Here is a 12,937-nt window from a genome sequence, read left to right on the forward strand (position 1 = left end):
TGATTTTGCGGAAAGGCCGTAAAGCCGCTCTGTTCCAATCTTGCCGCCTTCCGGACCCTTCCTATGTAGCAGGCGTGACGCATCACACCCGGAACATCTCTCCGTCTCCGCTCTTTGCCTCCCGGTCAGCCCTGCGCAGCTGTACGGGAAACACCTTCTCCGCCCGCGCCTCATAGGCTTTTTTCAGCTCCAGCAGCTCCGGCTCCTCCAGCTTGTCCGCAATCCCCTGAAACACTTCTCCGTTCAGCTTCTCGTCGCTGACCAGCGCCAGCCGTACCACATCTCGCCGAAGACCCGTCAGGTAGTTTCTGCCCAGCTCCGCCTGCTTGCGCAAAACATCCCAGGCCTCCCGGAATTCCTCTTTCTGTCCCACATACTGCTCCAGCCCCGCGACTGCCTTCTGTCCAAAGCGTTTCAAAACTCCGGCCTCTCTCTGGGCCGGGACTGCCACAAACGACCATTCATAGGCGTCGGAGGGCTCTCGCAGCTCCGCATAGCAAAGTTTTCCACCGTAGGTCTGCCCCTTCTGATGCGGACAGGTCCCGCTCTCCTCTCCACAGATGGAGCACACGCTCCGCGCCACCGCGCACCCAACGGAGACCTCCTTTTTGATGCCGCCCTCAATCTCCGCGATCAGGTCCGCATTTTTTTCCGTCTTCATCAGGTAAGCCCACGCCTTCAGATAGCAATACCCGTCGCCTGCCGCCGTGACTCGACCCGCCTCCCTGACCAGCTCCGTCCGGTATATCCTTGCCGTCTGGCCCAAGGCAGACCACTGGTGGTCAAATACGCCGCTCTTCCCCACAAACAAGTCCCCCAGCGCACTGAGCGCCGCCTCGTCAAACCGTTCAAAGTCCCGGTCCACCTCGTTGTCGCACAGCCGTACCGCGAATGTGTAAACCTCGTCCGCCGTCAAAGTCTTCCTGGAAAACCGGTTGATGCAGCTTATGTCGTCCTCTGCGGCCACCCACTGTTCCGCTGTCCCCGCGTCTTTTCGCACGTCCATTCTTCCGTCCCTCTTTCATAGTCTTTTGTGAATCAGTCAAATTGCGGCATTTCCTTTTTTCTCCGCCGCGTCATTCTCGATTTTCAGCTTCCGCGCCTGCTCCTCGTCGCCGCAAGCTCCATATTTCTCGCTTTCGCCTGCGGCAAATGCTCCCTCATTTCGCTGCGGCTCCTCTTGCGTTCGTAATCGCTCCGCTGAATTACGAGCGCATTGCTTTGATCTCCTGTAGATCGTTCTCAATCCGCAGCTTCCGCGCCTGCTCCAGATACAGCGCTGCCTTCGCGTCTTCCACCTCGTCCTGCAAATTGATGTCCTCCCAAATTGTTTCAAACCCGCACCCATATCCGTGCATTCTGAGCCATAACCTGCAAATCCGCTCCACGGCGGGCGTCAGCGTCCGCCGGATGGCTGTGATCTCGGTGGTCAGCATATCTGCCTGCTGAGAACTCATCCGCTCGGTGGAATTCCAGCTCAACCCCAGCATGAACGGAGGGATGCCGGTCTTAGCCACAACCTGCTCCAAAATCTGCCGTACCGGCACCTCGCTGTCCAGAATCTGCTCGTCTGCGCCGATGGCCTTGATCTCCACGTCGCCCACAGCCACAAAATCCCTCACCCGCCCGTTTTTCGCGTCCTGCATGGCCGCGGACCACTCCTCCGCCAGCTGCCGGCTCCGCTCCGCCGCCTGTTCCCGTCCATCCTCGCCGGGCTTACAGGTCACTGCAAACCGTACGTTCCCGCACCGCTCCCAGTTGACTCCTATGGTGTGATAGATTTTCATCAGGATATCCGTCAAAAACGGCATGGATCTCAGCAGCGACACGCCATAGGGATGATCCGTCTCCGGATTGAACGGTGTGAACAGCAGCAGATCCTGCCTCGGCAGCGGTCCTATCCGCCCGGACTCGTCCGGCCCACAGAGTTGAAAATTCAGCGGGTTGTCGCCCTCCCGGATTTCCACGTCCTCCGCCCGTCCGCAAAGCAGCGCCGCAATCTCCCGTCCGTTCCCTGTCGGCACGATCTCACCCACGGCCCGCCCGCAGGTCAGCAGCGAATCCAGATAGCACTCTAAAAATGCGTTGATCCCCCGCTGTCCCCGGCCCACCGGAACGGTCCGCAGGAAGCTTTGCAGTTCTCGCTCCGCCCGCGTCTCCGCGCACTTGACGCCCACACCCGCAGTCATTCGGATCAGCTTGTAAATCGCCGCGTCCACCACCGGAACTCCCTCCCGGATGGCCCTGTACAGCCGAAGTTCTCCGCCGCGCAGCGGTACATACCCGTCCAAAATACCGAAGGGATGACGCTCTGCGTTCCGCAGCTGCACGGTCGCCGCCGTCTCCGGTTCTTGTTTTCCCTTTCCGAATCTCATGATCGCTCCTCCCTCATTTTCAGGTTTTCCGTTCCACCCAGGTAGCGGCAAATCCGCCGCCCCGTGGTTTCATCACACTCATGGCAAAATAGCGCAGATCGTCCATGGCATGATCGTTCTCTTTTTTCGGCGCGTCCCGGCTTCCGGACTCCCAGCAGTACGCCTCCATTTCTCTGAGACAGTCCTCGCACCCCTCGCAAATGACAATTTTTCCGCTCTTCAGCGCGTCCGCCGTCGTGCGGATTCCGTCCAGCACGTTGTTGTCCGCTTTCTCAACGGGATACCCGACCTGCCGCAGCGCCGTGATAAAGCTGGCCGCCGACGGGTCCGCCACCACCGTCTCCACGCTCCGTCCCCCGATCAGCCGCTCCAGGTCCTCCGTGTATTCCGCGTCGGTTTTCTGCCGTCCCTCCACCCGGGAGTTATAATAGTACTCCTTCACCCGGTACCACACCCCGTCCCGCAAGCCCCACAGTCCAAAGGACGTCGGGTTTGCCGTCCCATAATCGACAGACACTCTCCACCGCTCCATCTCACCTTCCGGCACAGCTTTACATAATGTCTCGCGCTCAAAAAAATCATAGATCCGCCCCTGCGCCGCTGCCCATTCCCCCAGCACAAACCTCCGGTAAAAGATGCCGCTGTAACAGGTTTCGTAGCGTCTGCGGACCTCCTTTGTCAACGCCGGGTTGTCCGCCATGGTAAAGTGCAGATACAGTGCCCGTTTTTCCCGCGCCTTGCAGATCCACTCCCGGTAAAACCAATGCTGCGGCCCCTCAGGATTAATAATATTAAGTAGATAGTGAAAAGCACCCCCGCGAGAACCTTAACGGCTCCCACGGGGGTGCTTTATCTTAGGCAGCAAATATAACCGCCCCCATCCGCTAGGACAGGGGCGGGATTCTTATGGTTTACACCGACCGCATGGCGAGTAACCCTGCGCAATCAGGTCATCACGATTTCCGGTGTAGGTCTGCTTATTTGAATCCTTCATCTGTTTTACGCTAGAGCAAGACGGGTAATGGAATTTGTGTGTACTGGTGTTAAGTATGTATGTCTGCTCGGTTGGCTGTGTTGTGGTGGTCGCCCCTGTATTGGTCTCTGCTGCAGGAGCTTGAACCGTATCCGCCGGGTTCGATTCAGTGTTCGCCGTGCCACTCTCTGTAAGCCAACTCTCTCCGGTAGCATAGTCGATGGTCACTCCCGGCTGATTGTTGTATACAAACACATTGAAGCTCACTCCGGCTCCCTTGTCTTCAACTGATTCAGCTTCCATCAATACACCAGATGCAACCAGATTGTCGTCTTTGAATATTGGTGTTACTCGATACAGGACATGGTTGCTGGTTTCTTTGACATAGTCTGCAACCATATTTTCAAATGGCAGCATACCTTCAACATTCAAATACCGCGTACCGGTTATAAGATTCTTCTCATTGGCGTTTTCAGCTGTCAGCTGATAGCCAATAAGATGGCAGCGGTTATAAAGATACTTTCCGTCAACATTGTCATATTTAACCGTGTGCCAGCCGGTCGGTTTTATCTGGCCGATTTCACCGCGATCCTCTGTTGGCATTGTTTCAGTGCAGACATTTGCGTACGCAAAGCCACACCGGCCAAGACTATCAAGGGCGCTATATGTCTCAAAAGCGGTAGTTGTCAAATCTCCGTCTGTAAAATACGGATTATTGTCATTGACAGCTATATAGGGTTTGTCCGCAAATTCAGGAATAGAATCCAATGAAAAAGGAGTTAATTGGCCTTCCTGCTTTGCTCTCTCCGGAGACCAGGCAGAATCACCTCCAGAGGTCGCAGACATCTGCAAAGAGTCCGATGCTGCCTGGGATGATTGCGAGGCACTCTGACCTACAGATGCCTCCCCGCACCCGGACAACACCACACAGCAGGCCAGAATAGTCGGGATCATGACTTGTAGTATCTTTCTCATTTGCAATAAACCTCTCTAGTAATCTTTTCATGAGAATTTCCCGGGAAGTCTATAGCTTCAGTCAGCCGCCAACCATGTTCGGTTAATGGAATATCAAAATAGAGATCCGCTGGGTACTTACGATTCCACCTATAAAATATGATACGATCTATTTTGCTTTCATAAGGCAGCAGCATCGAATCTTCAACAAAGCAGTAATCTCCCGGTCCTACGCATTCAAGGAAATTCGGCTTAACTATTATCCGACTTTGATCCGCGGTAAATAGCTGTGCCGAATATTCAGTCATGTATAGGCAACGATCTCTTGAATCTTGCAATATATGGTCAATTACAGTGTAATCTCTGCTTTGCCGGCGCTTATTGAACATCAGCCCATTTTTATCATCGACGCAAGCAATAACTTCCACCTAAACTTCACCTTCGATTATTTTTTTTGCTTTTTACTAGCATAGCAAAATCGAAGGTAGGTAGCAAGGCCTGAGCTTTATTCTTTATCCGCGCAAACCATCTTCCCTTTTCCAACCAAACTTTTCATTATCACGTGACTCATCAAGATATAAAAACTTGACTTTTTCCCAATGGAATATTATGGTTAAATGTAAGAATCTAAATAAGGCGAAGTTTGGTGGGTGTATATTATGTTACGTGCTTTGAAATTCACAAACTACAGATGCTTTGAAGAAACCGAAATTTCTTTCCGTAAAATGTCTTTAATTGTAGGAAGTAATAATGCAGGCAAGTCTACAATTGTCGAAGCTCTTCGGATTACAGCAGCAGTGGTAAACAAATTTAAAACTACAAATTATTTACCTGCGCCAAGTTTTTTAAAGTTGCCTACCAATACATGGGGAATAAAAGTAAACCTTGATCATTTAAAAATTGACTTGAGGACCGTTGTAAACCAATATAAAGAGGATACTTATGCAGAAGTCGAGGCAGTGTTTGAAGAAAAACAAAAAATTAAAATTTACCTCTCTGAGGAAATCGCTTTCGCAACAATAAGTGATGGAAAAAACTTTATTAAAACAAAAGCGGAAGCACGGAAAATGTGTGATTTATCTTTAGATGTGATGCCGCAAATAGGGCTAATTCGTGAAGATGAACCTATGTTGAGCAGAGACACAATAATCCAAGATATGCATACCCGTCTTTCATCTCGTCATTTCAGAAATGAATTATGGCAATTCCGTGAAAAATACTATGAAAGGTTCAAAGAAACAGCACAGGAAACTTGGCGGGGTTTGCGTATAGCAAGCTTATCTTATGATGCTCAAGAAAGCAAGATTAATTTATTAGTTTATGATTCTGACTATGCCGCAGAAATCGGTTTAATGGGCAGTGGGCTGCAAATGTGGCTACAAATAATTTGGTTTATCTGTCATTGTGAAGACTCATCAACCATAGTTCTTGATGAGCCCGATGTATATATGCATCCGGATTTACAAGTAAAAATAATGAAAATCGCTAAAAGCCGATGCAAGCAAGTGATAATTGCAACTCATTCTGTTGAAATAATATCTAATGCAAACCCGCACGAAATTATTACAGTAGATAAAAACACCAGAAAACTGAAATACGCAAGCGATTCGAGAGCTGTTCAAAATGCAATTAATAATCTTGGAAGCAATCATAATCTATCTCTTATAAGAATAGGAACCGCAAAAAAATGTGTTTTTGTTGAAGGAAAAGACCTGAAAACACTTTCAAAATTTTATGAGTTAGTTTATCCTGAAAGTTTAACCTCGTTGGAGCAGTTACCGTCGGTAGAATTAGGAGGCTGGTCGCGATTTGATGAAGCTCTTGGGACGGCTAGATTGTTTTATGAAGAAACTCGTGGAGAGGTCCAAACTATATGTATACTAGATAGAGACTACCATACCGATGAAGAAATCGAGTATTTGTATAAGAGAGCCATTGCGAACCACTTGCAGTTGCATATCTGGAAAAAGAAGGAACTGGAAAACTACATTGTTGTTCCAGAAGCAATATTTAGAATAACCAATCTACCTCATGAATTTTATCCAACATTTACACAAAAGTTATTTGATAAATTAGAAGAACTGAAGGAACCACTTTTAGGTTGCATCTCCGACCAATTATATTCATATGATCGAAGTAAATCGCCTTCATTTTATAGAGATGCGGCTATAAGTCGCATCTCGGAATCTTGGAAGGTCTTAGATGGTCGCCTGTCTCTTGTTAATGGAAAGCAACTTATATCTCTCATCAATGAATGGATGCGTGAAGAATATCACAAAAGTTGCAGTCAAGTGAGATTGCTGGCATCTATCAAGCAAGAGGAAGTTTCAAAAGAAATCTGTGAAGTAATTCAACTACTTCGATAATCTGTATCTATTTTTTATCTGGAGTATCAAGGTAATGGACAAACAGCTACTATTAAACAATGAATTGCGCTTGGCAAAAATATTTCTTTCACTCGCCAACTTTGCTTTAGTCTAATACAGGATAAGCCTAAGGAATACCCTTTGGATAATGGATTAGGATTTGTCGCACTCAAGAAGAACGTATTTAAATAAGGATTGTTACATTTATGGAAGTTACGGCCGCTGTAATTCGAGTAGGCAACAAAATATTATTGATGCGGAGAGCACTGGGGCATAACTTTGCTGGTGGATGGGAATACCCCGGTGGCAAGGTTGAACCCAACGAGACTGGCCAGGAGTGCATTCAACGTGAACTTCTTGAAGAGCTTGGAATTGTCGCAAACATTGGGCCCCTAATTGCAACATATTTGGATAGTAAAATGCGGCTCCGAGCTTATCTTGTTACAAGTTATTTTGGCAGTATAACATTGTCAGTGCATGATGCAATGCATTGGGTGGAGATTAGTCAGTTACTAGATCACGATCAACTTCCTGCTGATCGTGAAGTATCAAAGCAAGTTTTGGAGAAGTTAATATGAGTTTTACACCTACCTTTAAGATTGGCGAAATTGTAACGCACGATCAGCTTCGTGCTGAGTTTCAATGTGGGAATATGGGCGGAATGCGACGATCACATGCAAGGGGCTGCCTTGTAATTATATCTGATCACACAAAAGGCTTATACGACGACAAATGGTACGGAGAAGAGTTCCATTATACTGGAATGGGAAAAACTGGCGATCAAGTTCTAAATGGGAATCAGAATAAAACATTGGCAGAATCAGCAACCAATAATGTTGAAGTCCATTTATTTGAAGTGCTTCAACTTTCTAAATATATATACCAAGGTGTAGTTCAACTTTGCGGTAAACCATATCAAGAGAAGCAAAAAGATATAAACGGTCACCAGAGGAAGGTATGGATGTTTCCCCTTCATTCCGTCGCTCATAATATCTGTGTCGATACCAGTTCTTTCGATGCTTACATAGGTATCCAAGAACAGAACGCAAAAAAACTGGACCGGAATAAATTAGAAGCCATCGCCCGCGAGCATTCGTCTCCAAGAGCAGCAAGTCGTTCTGTCTCATCAACATCATATATCCGTGATCCGTATATTGCTGAATATGCAATATTAAGAGCCAATGGTATTTGCCAATTATGCGGTTTTGAAGCCCCATTCAAAGATAAGGATGGCAATCCTTATCTTGAATCGCATCATATAAACTGGCTATCTGCGGGCGGCGCTGATTCTATTGAAAACACGGTCGCGCTTTGTCCAAATTGTCATCGAAAGATGCACATAGTCAATTCTCTAGAGGATGTAGCTAAACTGCGCCGAAATAATAAACAATAGTTAATATGGGGAGGCAGTTATGTCCAATCATGATTTCAATTTTGAACATGGGGAAATTTTGGGTAGAATTGGTGCCAGTTGGTATGTGTCTTATGCTTATAATAAATATTATGATCCGTCTCATGATAATTTCAAGCGAGTCGGATCCTGGAAGAGTAGGGCTTCAAACTATAATAGTTCCTTAGAACTAGAAAAGTACTTCATGGAGCAGATTGTAGCGATGTCATCCGAAAAATTATCAACTAATAGAATTGGTCTGTCCGGCAACGAAGTCCTACAGATGGCTAGAGTTGTTTTAGCTCGGTTATAAGTGAAAGGTGATTGTATCAATGTACCGCTCGAAACTTCGCGAGGAGCCGCTGGTTATATGATCGTCATTATTGAAAAATGTTTTAATAACTGGTAAGAGGTAAAAAAATGGAGGAGTTTTATCCTGAAATAGTGGCTGGGCTGTTCGTTATTGTAGGTACTATTATCGGCGCTGGTATAAGCTATATTACTTCATCGCATATTCAAAAAAATGATCAAGAAAACGCTATACAACGTTCAAATCGAGAACGGATTGTTTCTCTATGTACTGAACTAGTATCTATACTTTCTTGTTTTATGAATCATACTTCATTTGATCATTTTCCAAATATGAATCGTGCCTCTATAGCAGATACACTAGCCGCGTGTGAAAAGCTAAACGCTTTCTTTCTGCTTCGAAGAGGAGAGCTTGAAACCTTTCTCCCCGGAGAAATAATGGCCCCCTTGAGAGCACTTACTTATAATACAGGAGTGTATTCTGAGTACTTCAATAGTCAGGCGGATAATAATCTCAATTTGAATGCGGTCGATAAATTCAACGCTGATTCAATGCATATCATTAAAAAAATTCGTGAGAACCTTGGAATCAAGGGATAGCATCAAGCCCAAAACAATATAAGTCGGAATTATTAAAGTATTATGCAGGAGTGGATTTAATGAAGTCCTATGAGAAGGTAAAAAGGCAGAAAATTGATTACTGCAACATATGTGGACACCTCTCTGAACTTACGTGGGATCATGTTCCACCCCAAAATTGCTATAATAATTTCCCAGTCATATTCAATGACTTTTTTAGTGGGATACCAACAAAGTCCTCACACAATGGACGCTTTCAAAATGGATTCAGATATCGCTCTATTTGCAGTACATGTAACAACACACTTTTAGGCTCGAAATATGATAAGGAGCTTGCTAATTTTACATCGTCTGTTTTCCAGGTTGTTACCTCATCTTTAACGATTCCAGATAAGATCAATATTCGAGGCATACAAATTAACAAACTGACCAGAGCTATATGCGGACATTTTTTATCTGCAAAGAATTATTATGATGATAAATGTATTGTTGACGTGGAATTAAGAGAATATTTTCTCGGCGAAGACCAACTGCCTCCTGAAAAATTTCAGCTTTTATATTGGATATACCTCTACAATACCATTACTATTTTTCGTGATGTGTATGTAAAGGGGTTTTATAAATCCGTCAGCTTTCCAGATGGAGTTTTCAGTGTCTTATCTGCATTTCCACTTTCTTATATAATTACAGATGGCTTTGAATCTTGCGGATTAAATAATTTATTTTCCTTTTGCACTCGAAACTTAGACGACAAGGTAGACATCCCGTTAGATATTTCATCTTGTCTTTATCCAAAAACAAAGACTTTCCGGAATTTTCTTTGGCCTTGTAATATTTCTGATAATTCGGATGGAATTTCAATGATGTTGGGGAATGAGATAAATCCTACAACGATCGCCGCCAGAAACATATCACTTTTTCAATCAGGAAGTCAGAAAAAATTGGTGAGTAAAATGCAGAAATAAGCTATGTAAAGGTACTGAACTGCGCAATATCACACCACAAGTTATGTTTAATACATCCCATCGTACTCCTGGGATTGCCGACAGCAACATGGGCTAAAAAGCCGACTTTAGTCATAGTTACGAGGATATAAAATATGGAGCTATCTAATTTTACATTTAAACTCTTATTTATTTTTCTGCCTGGCATAATTGCAGTAATTGTTATTTCTTCGTTTAAGGATAATGATGAAGAAAAGCCAAATATGTATCAGTTTTTTATAAACTCGTTGATTTATGGACTATTTTCATATATTGTTTTATATAATATATATGGACTGATAAACGTTTTATTTAAAACGCAATTGAAAATGGTTTTTCTAGATTTATTATGGAACGATAATTTTTCTTTAGATTATAATGAAGTTTTATACGCAGCAATTATAGCAGTTGCGTTGTCCTTAATAATATCTAAGCTGTATAATAGTGGGGCTATTTTTAGATTTGCTGGTAAGATCGGCATAAGTAAATCAACCGGCGCTTTTGATGTATGGAATAATATTATGCGGAAAAAAGTTCAGGGAGAGGAACCGTGCTGGATAGTCGTTCGAAATAAGGCTAATGACACAATATATGAAGGTTGTCTATCGGAATGTTCTACAACACATAATGAGGCGGAGTTAGTTTTAGAAAATGTTAAAGTTTATAAAAACGAAACCGCCGAACTTTGCTACGATATTGATAGCGTATATTTATCATTTCAAAAAGATAACGTTGTACTAGAGTTCCCGAGATTAGAACAGACAGGGGGTGAAACGAGTGAATGACATAAATAATAGGGGTAATAACGGTAGAGTTATGGCAAATGATATTCAGAAAGCAACCAAGGACAATAACCATCATACAAACAAAAGTTTAAAAAAGCAAAGTCCAACTAGTATTACGCCACCGCAAAGACCAGCTCCACCAAAACCCGCCACACCATTACCACCTAGTCCAAAAGAACAAGAAAAGTGAAATAGTTTTTCAGTTAAAATCATTAAGTCAGCTTACATAGAAGCCCCCCGGCCAGCCTTATGCTCGCCGGGGGACTCTTTGTGCCCGATTCGGACACATCACATGTTTATGAGATATAGGCCTATCAGACATACCAATATACCAACAATCTTGGTTGAACTTATGGATTCGTGATATGCAAAAACGCCAACAAGGATCAGGCATATTGCCAGAATAATACTATAAACGAGTTGTCCGCTGCTGACATTCCACCCAGCTTTGTACATATAAATCGACCCAGCTTCCAATCCGACAACGGCCAGGCCAAGAACAAAACTACTCCAGTTGAGGTTATGGTATTCTTGTATTAGGCTTCCACCTCGGTTAAGCGCATAATACATAACCGTGGAAGAAATTGCTCCGACAATATATGTTACCGTTAAAGCCGCAAATGGGTTGATTGTAGATGGGGTTTCTTTTGAGCAAATATTGTAGATCACATTGGAAAGAACAATAATTGCAATAGGCCAAATCATAGAAAAGCTCATTAATTCCTCCGTTAACTAACCATCAGGTAAGAAACGACAGTCAGTTTAGCCTGACTGTCGGTAGGTGCTCACCCGTTCTTTGTAAAAATAATATCACATAGATTCAAGAATTGCAATTACTCCGACTCGGTATTGGTAAGAGAAAACGAAGTCTCGCCTTCAAGGTGTTATCCTCAGAGGCGGGACTTCTTCTGCTTATTTTACACGTTATACCACGGCCTATATGCCCCGGTAATGTTCGCATACGCCCGGTTACGCTCCATCACGCAGCCGCCGTTAGCCTGAGACACAAGGGACGTATTGCCCTCATACGTCACGACATACTTGCCTTTAACCTCTTTGACAATACCCACATGCTCCGTGACGGCTTTGTCCTTGCCCCAGTGCATAAACAGAATGTCGCCGGGTTCGAAGCCATTTGTCACCCATTGTCCATGCTGCTTTGCATAGCTGGCCAGTGAGGTACAGCTTGCCGTCTTCACCGGCAGCGGCAGATCGGCGCGTTCAAACACCCACTGCACCTCCGCCATACACCACGCGCCGGCGGCCCCGGTCTTGCCGTAATACCAATCATTGTACTTAACCTTGTTGGAGCCGGACGGCCACTCGATCACGCCAAGCTGGCTTTCCGCCCATTTAATGACGCTTGCCCGCTTTTCGTCATTCGTCATACCTTGACCACTCCTTTACTCCGATTTACTGCCAGACACGACGTTTCCATTCCCGCCGTACGTCACGCCCTCCACCACATAGCCAGGACTGTTGCTGGTCTTTTCGGCCTTGACGGCATATCCCAGTTCGTCATATGTAACGGAAAAACGTCCCTGCTGAACGGTCTTGTTAGCAAGCTCAGGCTTGCGGCTCATATCGGGCAGATTGTTGTTTTTCATAATGTGTACTTCCCCTCTAAATTTTGTATGTTCTACCGCTCCCGGCAGCCGGATTACAGATTACTTTTCACTTTCGCCGGAAATCTTTTCCTCGGCGCTGTCCACGGCCTTTTTCCCGGAGTTTCCCTGCTTCTTCATAGCCTCCAGCACGTCCTTCATGGCGTCCGGCCACGGGAAACCCAGGATTGCCGAATTCTCAATCAGGGAAAGGCCCTCGTTGCCAATCCAGAAAAGAACCATTGTCGTCCGCGCCCAGTCAACACCCAGCGACCGGTCAAACTCGGCGGCAACCCAAACCGCCATGAGTATCATTGCCTTGCGGATAATCCCTAAAAATCCGGCCTTGCTGGAAAGGCCCCCGGATTCCGACTTCGGGGACTTTTTCAGCATAGCGATCAACACACCCAGGGCATAATCGCAGACCATGAAGACCACAAGCAGCTCCAAAAGCCCATCCCATCCTCCCATGTGTTGTGCAACGGTGCTGCCAACCATAGCAATTACCGCCAGCACACCATTTTTGATATGTACTGCGTTTTCCATGTACAAACCGTCTCCTTTCAATGTATAATTCAAGCGTAGCACAGCAAAAGTCCGGTTCGATAGACACGAACCG

17 protein-coding genes are annotated in these 12,937 nt (G+C 45.4%); 8 read left to right on the forward strand and 9 right to left on the reverse strand.

Going from position 1 to position 12,937, the window contains the following annotated elements:
- Positions 1-82: 82 nt before the first annotated feature.
- The 5 genes from ABWQ15_RS04350 to ABWQ15_RS04370 all read right to left on the reverse strand — a co-directional run bounded on the left by ABWQ15_RS04350 (position 83) and on the right by ABWQ15_RS04370 (position 4,730).
- Positions 83-1,006 (reverse strand): hypothetical protein, encoded by a 924-nt coding sequence (locus tag ABWQ15_RS04350; RefSeq protein WP_353907602.1) that lies wholly within the window; start codon positions 1,004-1,006, stop codon positions 83-85.
- 199 nt (positions 1,007-1,205) lie between these two features.
- Positions 1,206-2,375, reverse strand: a complete 1,170-nt coding sequence (locus ABWQ15_RS04355) for a serine/threonine protein phosphatase (protein WP_353907603.1) — start codon at positions 2,373-2,375, stop codon at positions 1,206-1,208.
- 19 nt (positions 2,376-2,394) lie between these two features.
- Positions 2,395-3,165 carry a PBSX family phage terminase large subunit gene (locus ABWQ15_RS04360; protein WP_353907707.1) on the reverse strand — a complete coding sequence of 257 codons (771 nt, stop codon included), beginning with the start codon at positions 3,163-3,165 and terminating at the stop codon, positions 2,395-2,397.
- A 114-nt stretch (positions 3,166-3,279) separates the two neighbouring features.
- Positions 3,280-4,323, reverse strand: coding sequence for a DNA/RNA non-specific endonuclease (locus ABWQ15_RS04365; RefSeq protein WP_353907604.1), 1,044 nt, complete (start codon positions 4,321-4,323; stop codon positions 3,280-3,282).
- The gene (locus tag ABWQ15_RS04370) at positions 4,320-4,730 is read right to left on the reverse strand and encodes a ribonuclease Z (protein ID WP_353907605.1); all 411 of its coding nucleotides are present in this window, start codon (positions 4,728-4,730) and stop codon (positions 4,320-4,322) included. The genes ABWQ15_RS04365 and ABWQ15_RS04370 overlap by 4 nt, the downstream gene beginning before the upstream one ends.
- A 231-nt stretch (positions 4,731-4,961) precedes the next feature.
- Here ABWQ15_RS04370 and ABWQ15_RS04375 point away from each other — a divergent pair, with 231 nt between their 5' ends.
- The 8 genes from ABWQ15_RS04375 (at position 4,962) to ABWQ15_RS04410 (ending at position 10,904) form a co-directional block, all read left to right on the forward strand.
- Positions 4,962-6,668 carry an ATP-dependent nuclease gene (locus ABWQ15_RS04375; protein ID WP_353907606.1) on the forward strand — a complete coding sequence of 569 codons (1,707 nt, stop codon included), beginning with the start codon at positions 4,962-4,964 and terminating at the stop codon, positions 6,666-6,668.
- Between the two features lie 206 nt (positions 6,669-6,874).
- Entirely contained in the window at positions 6,875-7,246 is a 372-nt protein-coding gene (locus ABWQ15_RS04380; RefSeq protein WP_353907607.1) for a (deoxy)nucleoside triphosphate pyrophosphohydrolase, read from the forward strand.
- Complete coding sequence (locus ABWQ15_RS04385) at positions 7,243-8,061, forward strand: HNH endonuclease (RefSeq protein ID WP_353907608.1); 819 nt, start codon at positions 7,243-7,245, stop codon at positions 8,059-8,061. Before ABWQ15_RS04380 ends, ABWQ15_RS04385 begins: the two co-directional genes overlap by 4 nt.
- Positions 8,062-8,080: 19 nt before the next feature.
- Positions 8,081-8,371 (forward strand): hypothetical protein, encoded by a 291-nt coding sequence (locus ABWQ15_RS04390; RefSeq protein ID WP_353907609.1) that lies wholly within the window; start codon positions 8,081-8,083, stop codon positions 8,369-8,371.
- 107 nt (positions 8,372-8,478) lie between these two features.
- Positions 8,479-8,967 (forward strand): hypothetical protein, encoded by a 489-nt coding sequence (locus tag ABWQ15_RS04395; protein WP_353907610.1) that lies wholly within the window; start codon positions 8,479-8,481, stop codon positions 8,965-8,967.
- Positions 8,968-9,026: 59 nt separating this feature from the next.
- Complete coding sequence (locus ABWQ15_RS04400; protein WP_353907611.1) at positions 9,027-9,911, forward strand: hypothetical protein; 885 nt, start codon at positions 9,027-9,029, stop codon at positions 9,909-9,911.
- 134 nt (positions 9,912-10,045) lie between these two features.
- Positions 10,046-10,714 carry a DUF6338 family protein gene (locus ABWQ15_RS04405; RefSeq protein WP_353907612.1) on the forward strand — a complete coding sequence of 223 codons (669 nt, stop codon included), beginning with the start codon at positions 10,046-10,048 and terminating at the stop codon, positions 10,712-10,714.
- Positions 10,707-10,904, forward strand: a complete 198-nt coding sequence (locus ABWQ15_RS04410) for a hypothetical protein (RefSeq protein WP_353907613.1) — start codon at positions 10,707-10,709, stop codon at positions 10,902-10,904. Before ABWQ15_RS04405 ends, ABWQ15_RS04410 begins: the two co-directional genes overlap by 8 nt.
- 98 nt (positions 10,905-11,002) lie before the next feature.
- Here ABWQ15_RS04410 and ABWQ15_RS04415 read toward each other — a convergent pair whose 3' ends face one another.
- From ABWQ15_RS04415 to ABWQ15_RS04430, 4 genes are all read right to left on the reverse strand, one after another.
- A complete protein-coding gene (locus ABWQ15_RS04415) occupies positions 11,003-11,431 on the reverse strand; it encodes an EamA family transporter (RefSeq protein ID WP_353907614.1) in 429 nt (142 codons plus the stop codon).
- A gap of 200 nt (positions 11,432-11,631) precedes the next feature.
- The gene (locus ABWQ15_RS04420; RefSeq protein ID WP_353907615.1) at positions 11,632-12,102 is read right to left on the reverse strand and encodes a CHAP domain-containing protein; all 471 of its coding nucleotides are present in this window, start codon (positions 12,100-12,102) and stop codon (positions 11,632-11,634) included.
- 15 nt (positions 12,103-12,117) lie between these two features.
- Positions 12,118-12,321: a hypothetical protein gene (locus ABWQ15_RS04425; protein ID WP_353907616.1), complete on the reverse strand. Its 204-nt coding sequence runs from the start codon at positions 12,319-12,321 to the stop codon at positions 12,118-12,120.
- A 60-nt stretch (positions 12,322-12,381) separates the two neighbouring features.
- A complete protein-coding gene (locus tag ABWQ15_RS04430; protein WP_353907617.1) occupies positions 12,382-12,864 on the reverse strand; it encodes a phage holin family protein in 483 nt (160 codons plus the stop codon).
- Positions 12,865-12,937: the final 73 nt, after the last annotated feature.

The organism is Oscillibacter sp. (assembly GCF_040505565.1).
Taxonomy (GTDB): Bacteria; Bacillota; Clostridia; order Oscillospirales; family Oscillospiraceae; genus Oscillibacter.

Excerpts from the sequence above, each read along its gene's own strand:
- ABWQ15_RS04400 (WP_353907611.1), top strand. The coding sequence starts at position 9,027 with ATGAAGTCCTATGAGAAGGTAAAAAGGCAGAAAATTGATTACTGCAAC.
- ABWQ15_RS04380 (WP_353907607.1), top strand. The coding sequence starts at position 6,875 with ATGGAAGTTACGGCCGCTGTAATTCGAGTAGGCAACAAAATATTATTG.
- ABWQ15_RS04355 (WP_353907603.1), bottom strand. The coding sequence starts at position 2,375 with ATGAGATTCGGAAAGGGAAAACAAGAACCGGAGACGGCGGCGACCGTG.
- ABWQ15_RS04375 (WP_353907606.1), top strand. The coding sequence starts at position 4,962 with ATGTTACGTGCTTTGAAATTCACAAACTACAGATGCTTTGAAGAAACC.
- ABWQ15_RS04420 (WP_353907615.1), bottom strand. The coding sequence starts at position 12,102 with ATGACGAATGACGAAAAGCGGGCAAGCGTCATTAAATGGGCGGAAAGC.
- ABWQ15_RS04390 (WP_353907609.1), top strand. The coding sequence starts at position 8,081 with ATGTCCAATCATGATTTCAATTTTGAACATGGGGAAATTTTGGGTAGA.
- ABWQ15_RS04415 (WP_353907614.1), bottom strand. The coding sequence starts at position 11,431 with ATGAGCTTTTCTATGATTTGGCCTATTGCAATTATTGTTCTTTCCAAT.
- ABWQ15_RS04425 (WP_353907616.1), bottom strand. The coding sequence starts at position 12,321 with ATGAAAAACAACAATCTGCCCGATATGAGCCGCAAGCCTGAGCTTGCT.
- ABWQ15_RS04350 (WP_353907602.1), bottom strand. The coding sequence starts at position 1,006 with ATGGACGTGCGAAAAGACGCGGGGACAGCGGAACAGTGGGTGGCCGCA.
- ABWQ15_RS04430 (WP_353907617.1), bottom strand. The coding sequence starts at position 12,864 with ATGGAAAACGCAGTACATATCAAAAATGGTGTGCTGGCGGTAATTGCT.
- ABWQ15_RS04365 (WP_353907604.1), bottom strand. The coding sequence starts at position 4,323 with ATGAGAAAGATACTACAAGTCATGATCCCGACTATTCTGGCCTGCTGT.
- ABWQ15_RS04385 (WP_353907608.1), top strand. The coding sequence starts at position 7,243 with ATGAGTTTTACACCTACCTTTAAGATTGGCGAAATTGTAACGCACGAT.
- ABWQ15_RS04405 (WP_353907612.1), top strand. The coding sequence starts at position 10,046 with ATGGAGCTATCTAATTTTACATTTAAACTCTTATTTATTTTTCTGCCT.
- ABWQ15_RS04395 (WP_353907610.1), top strand. The coding sequence starts at position 8,479 with ATGGAGGAGTTTTATCCTGAAATAGTGGCTGGGCTGTTCGTTATTGTA.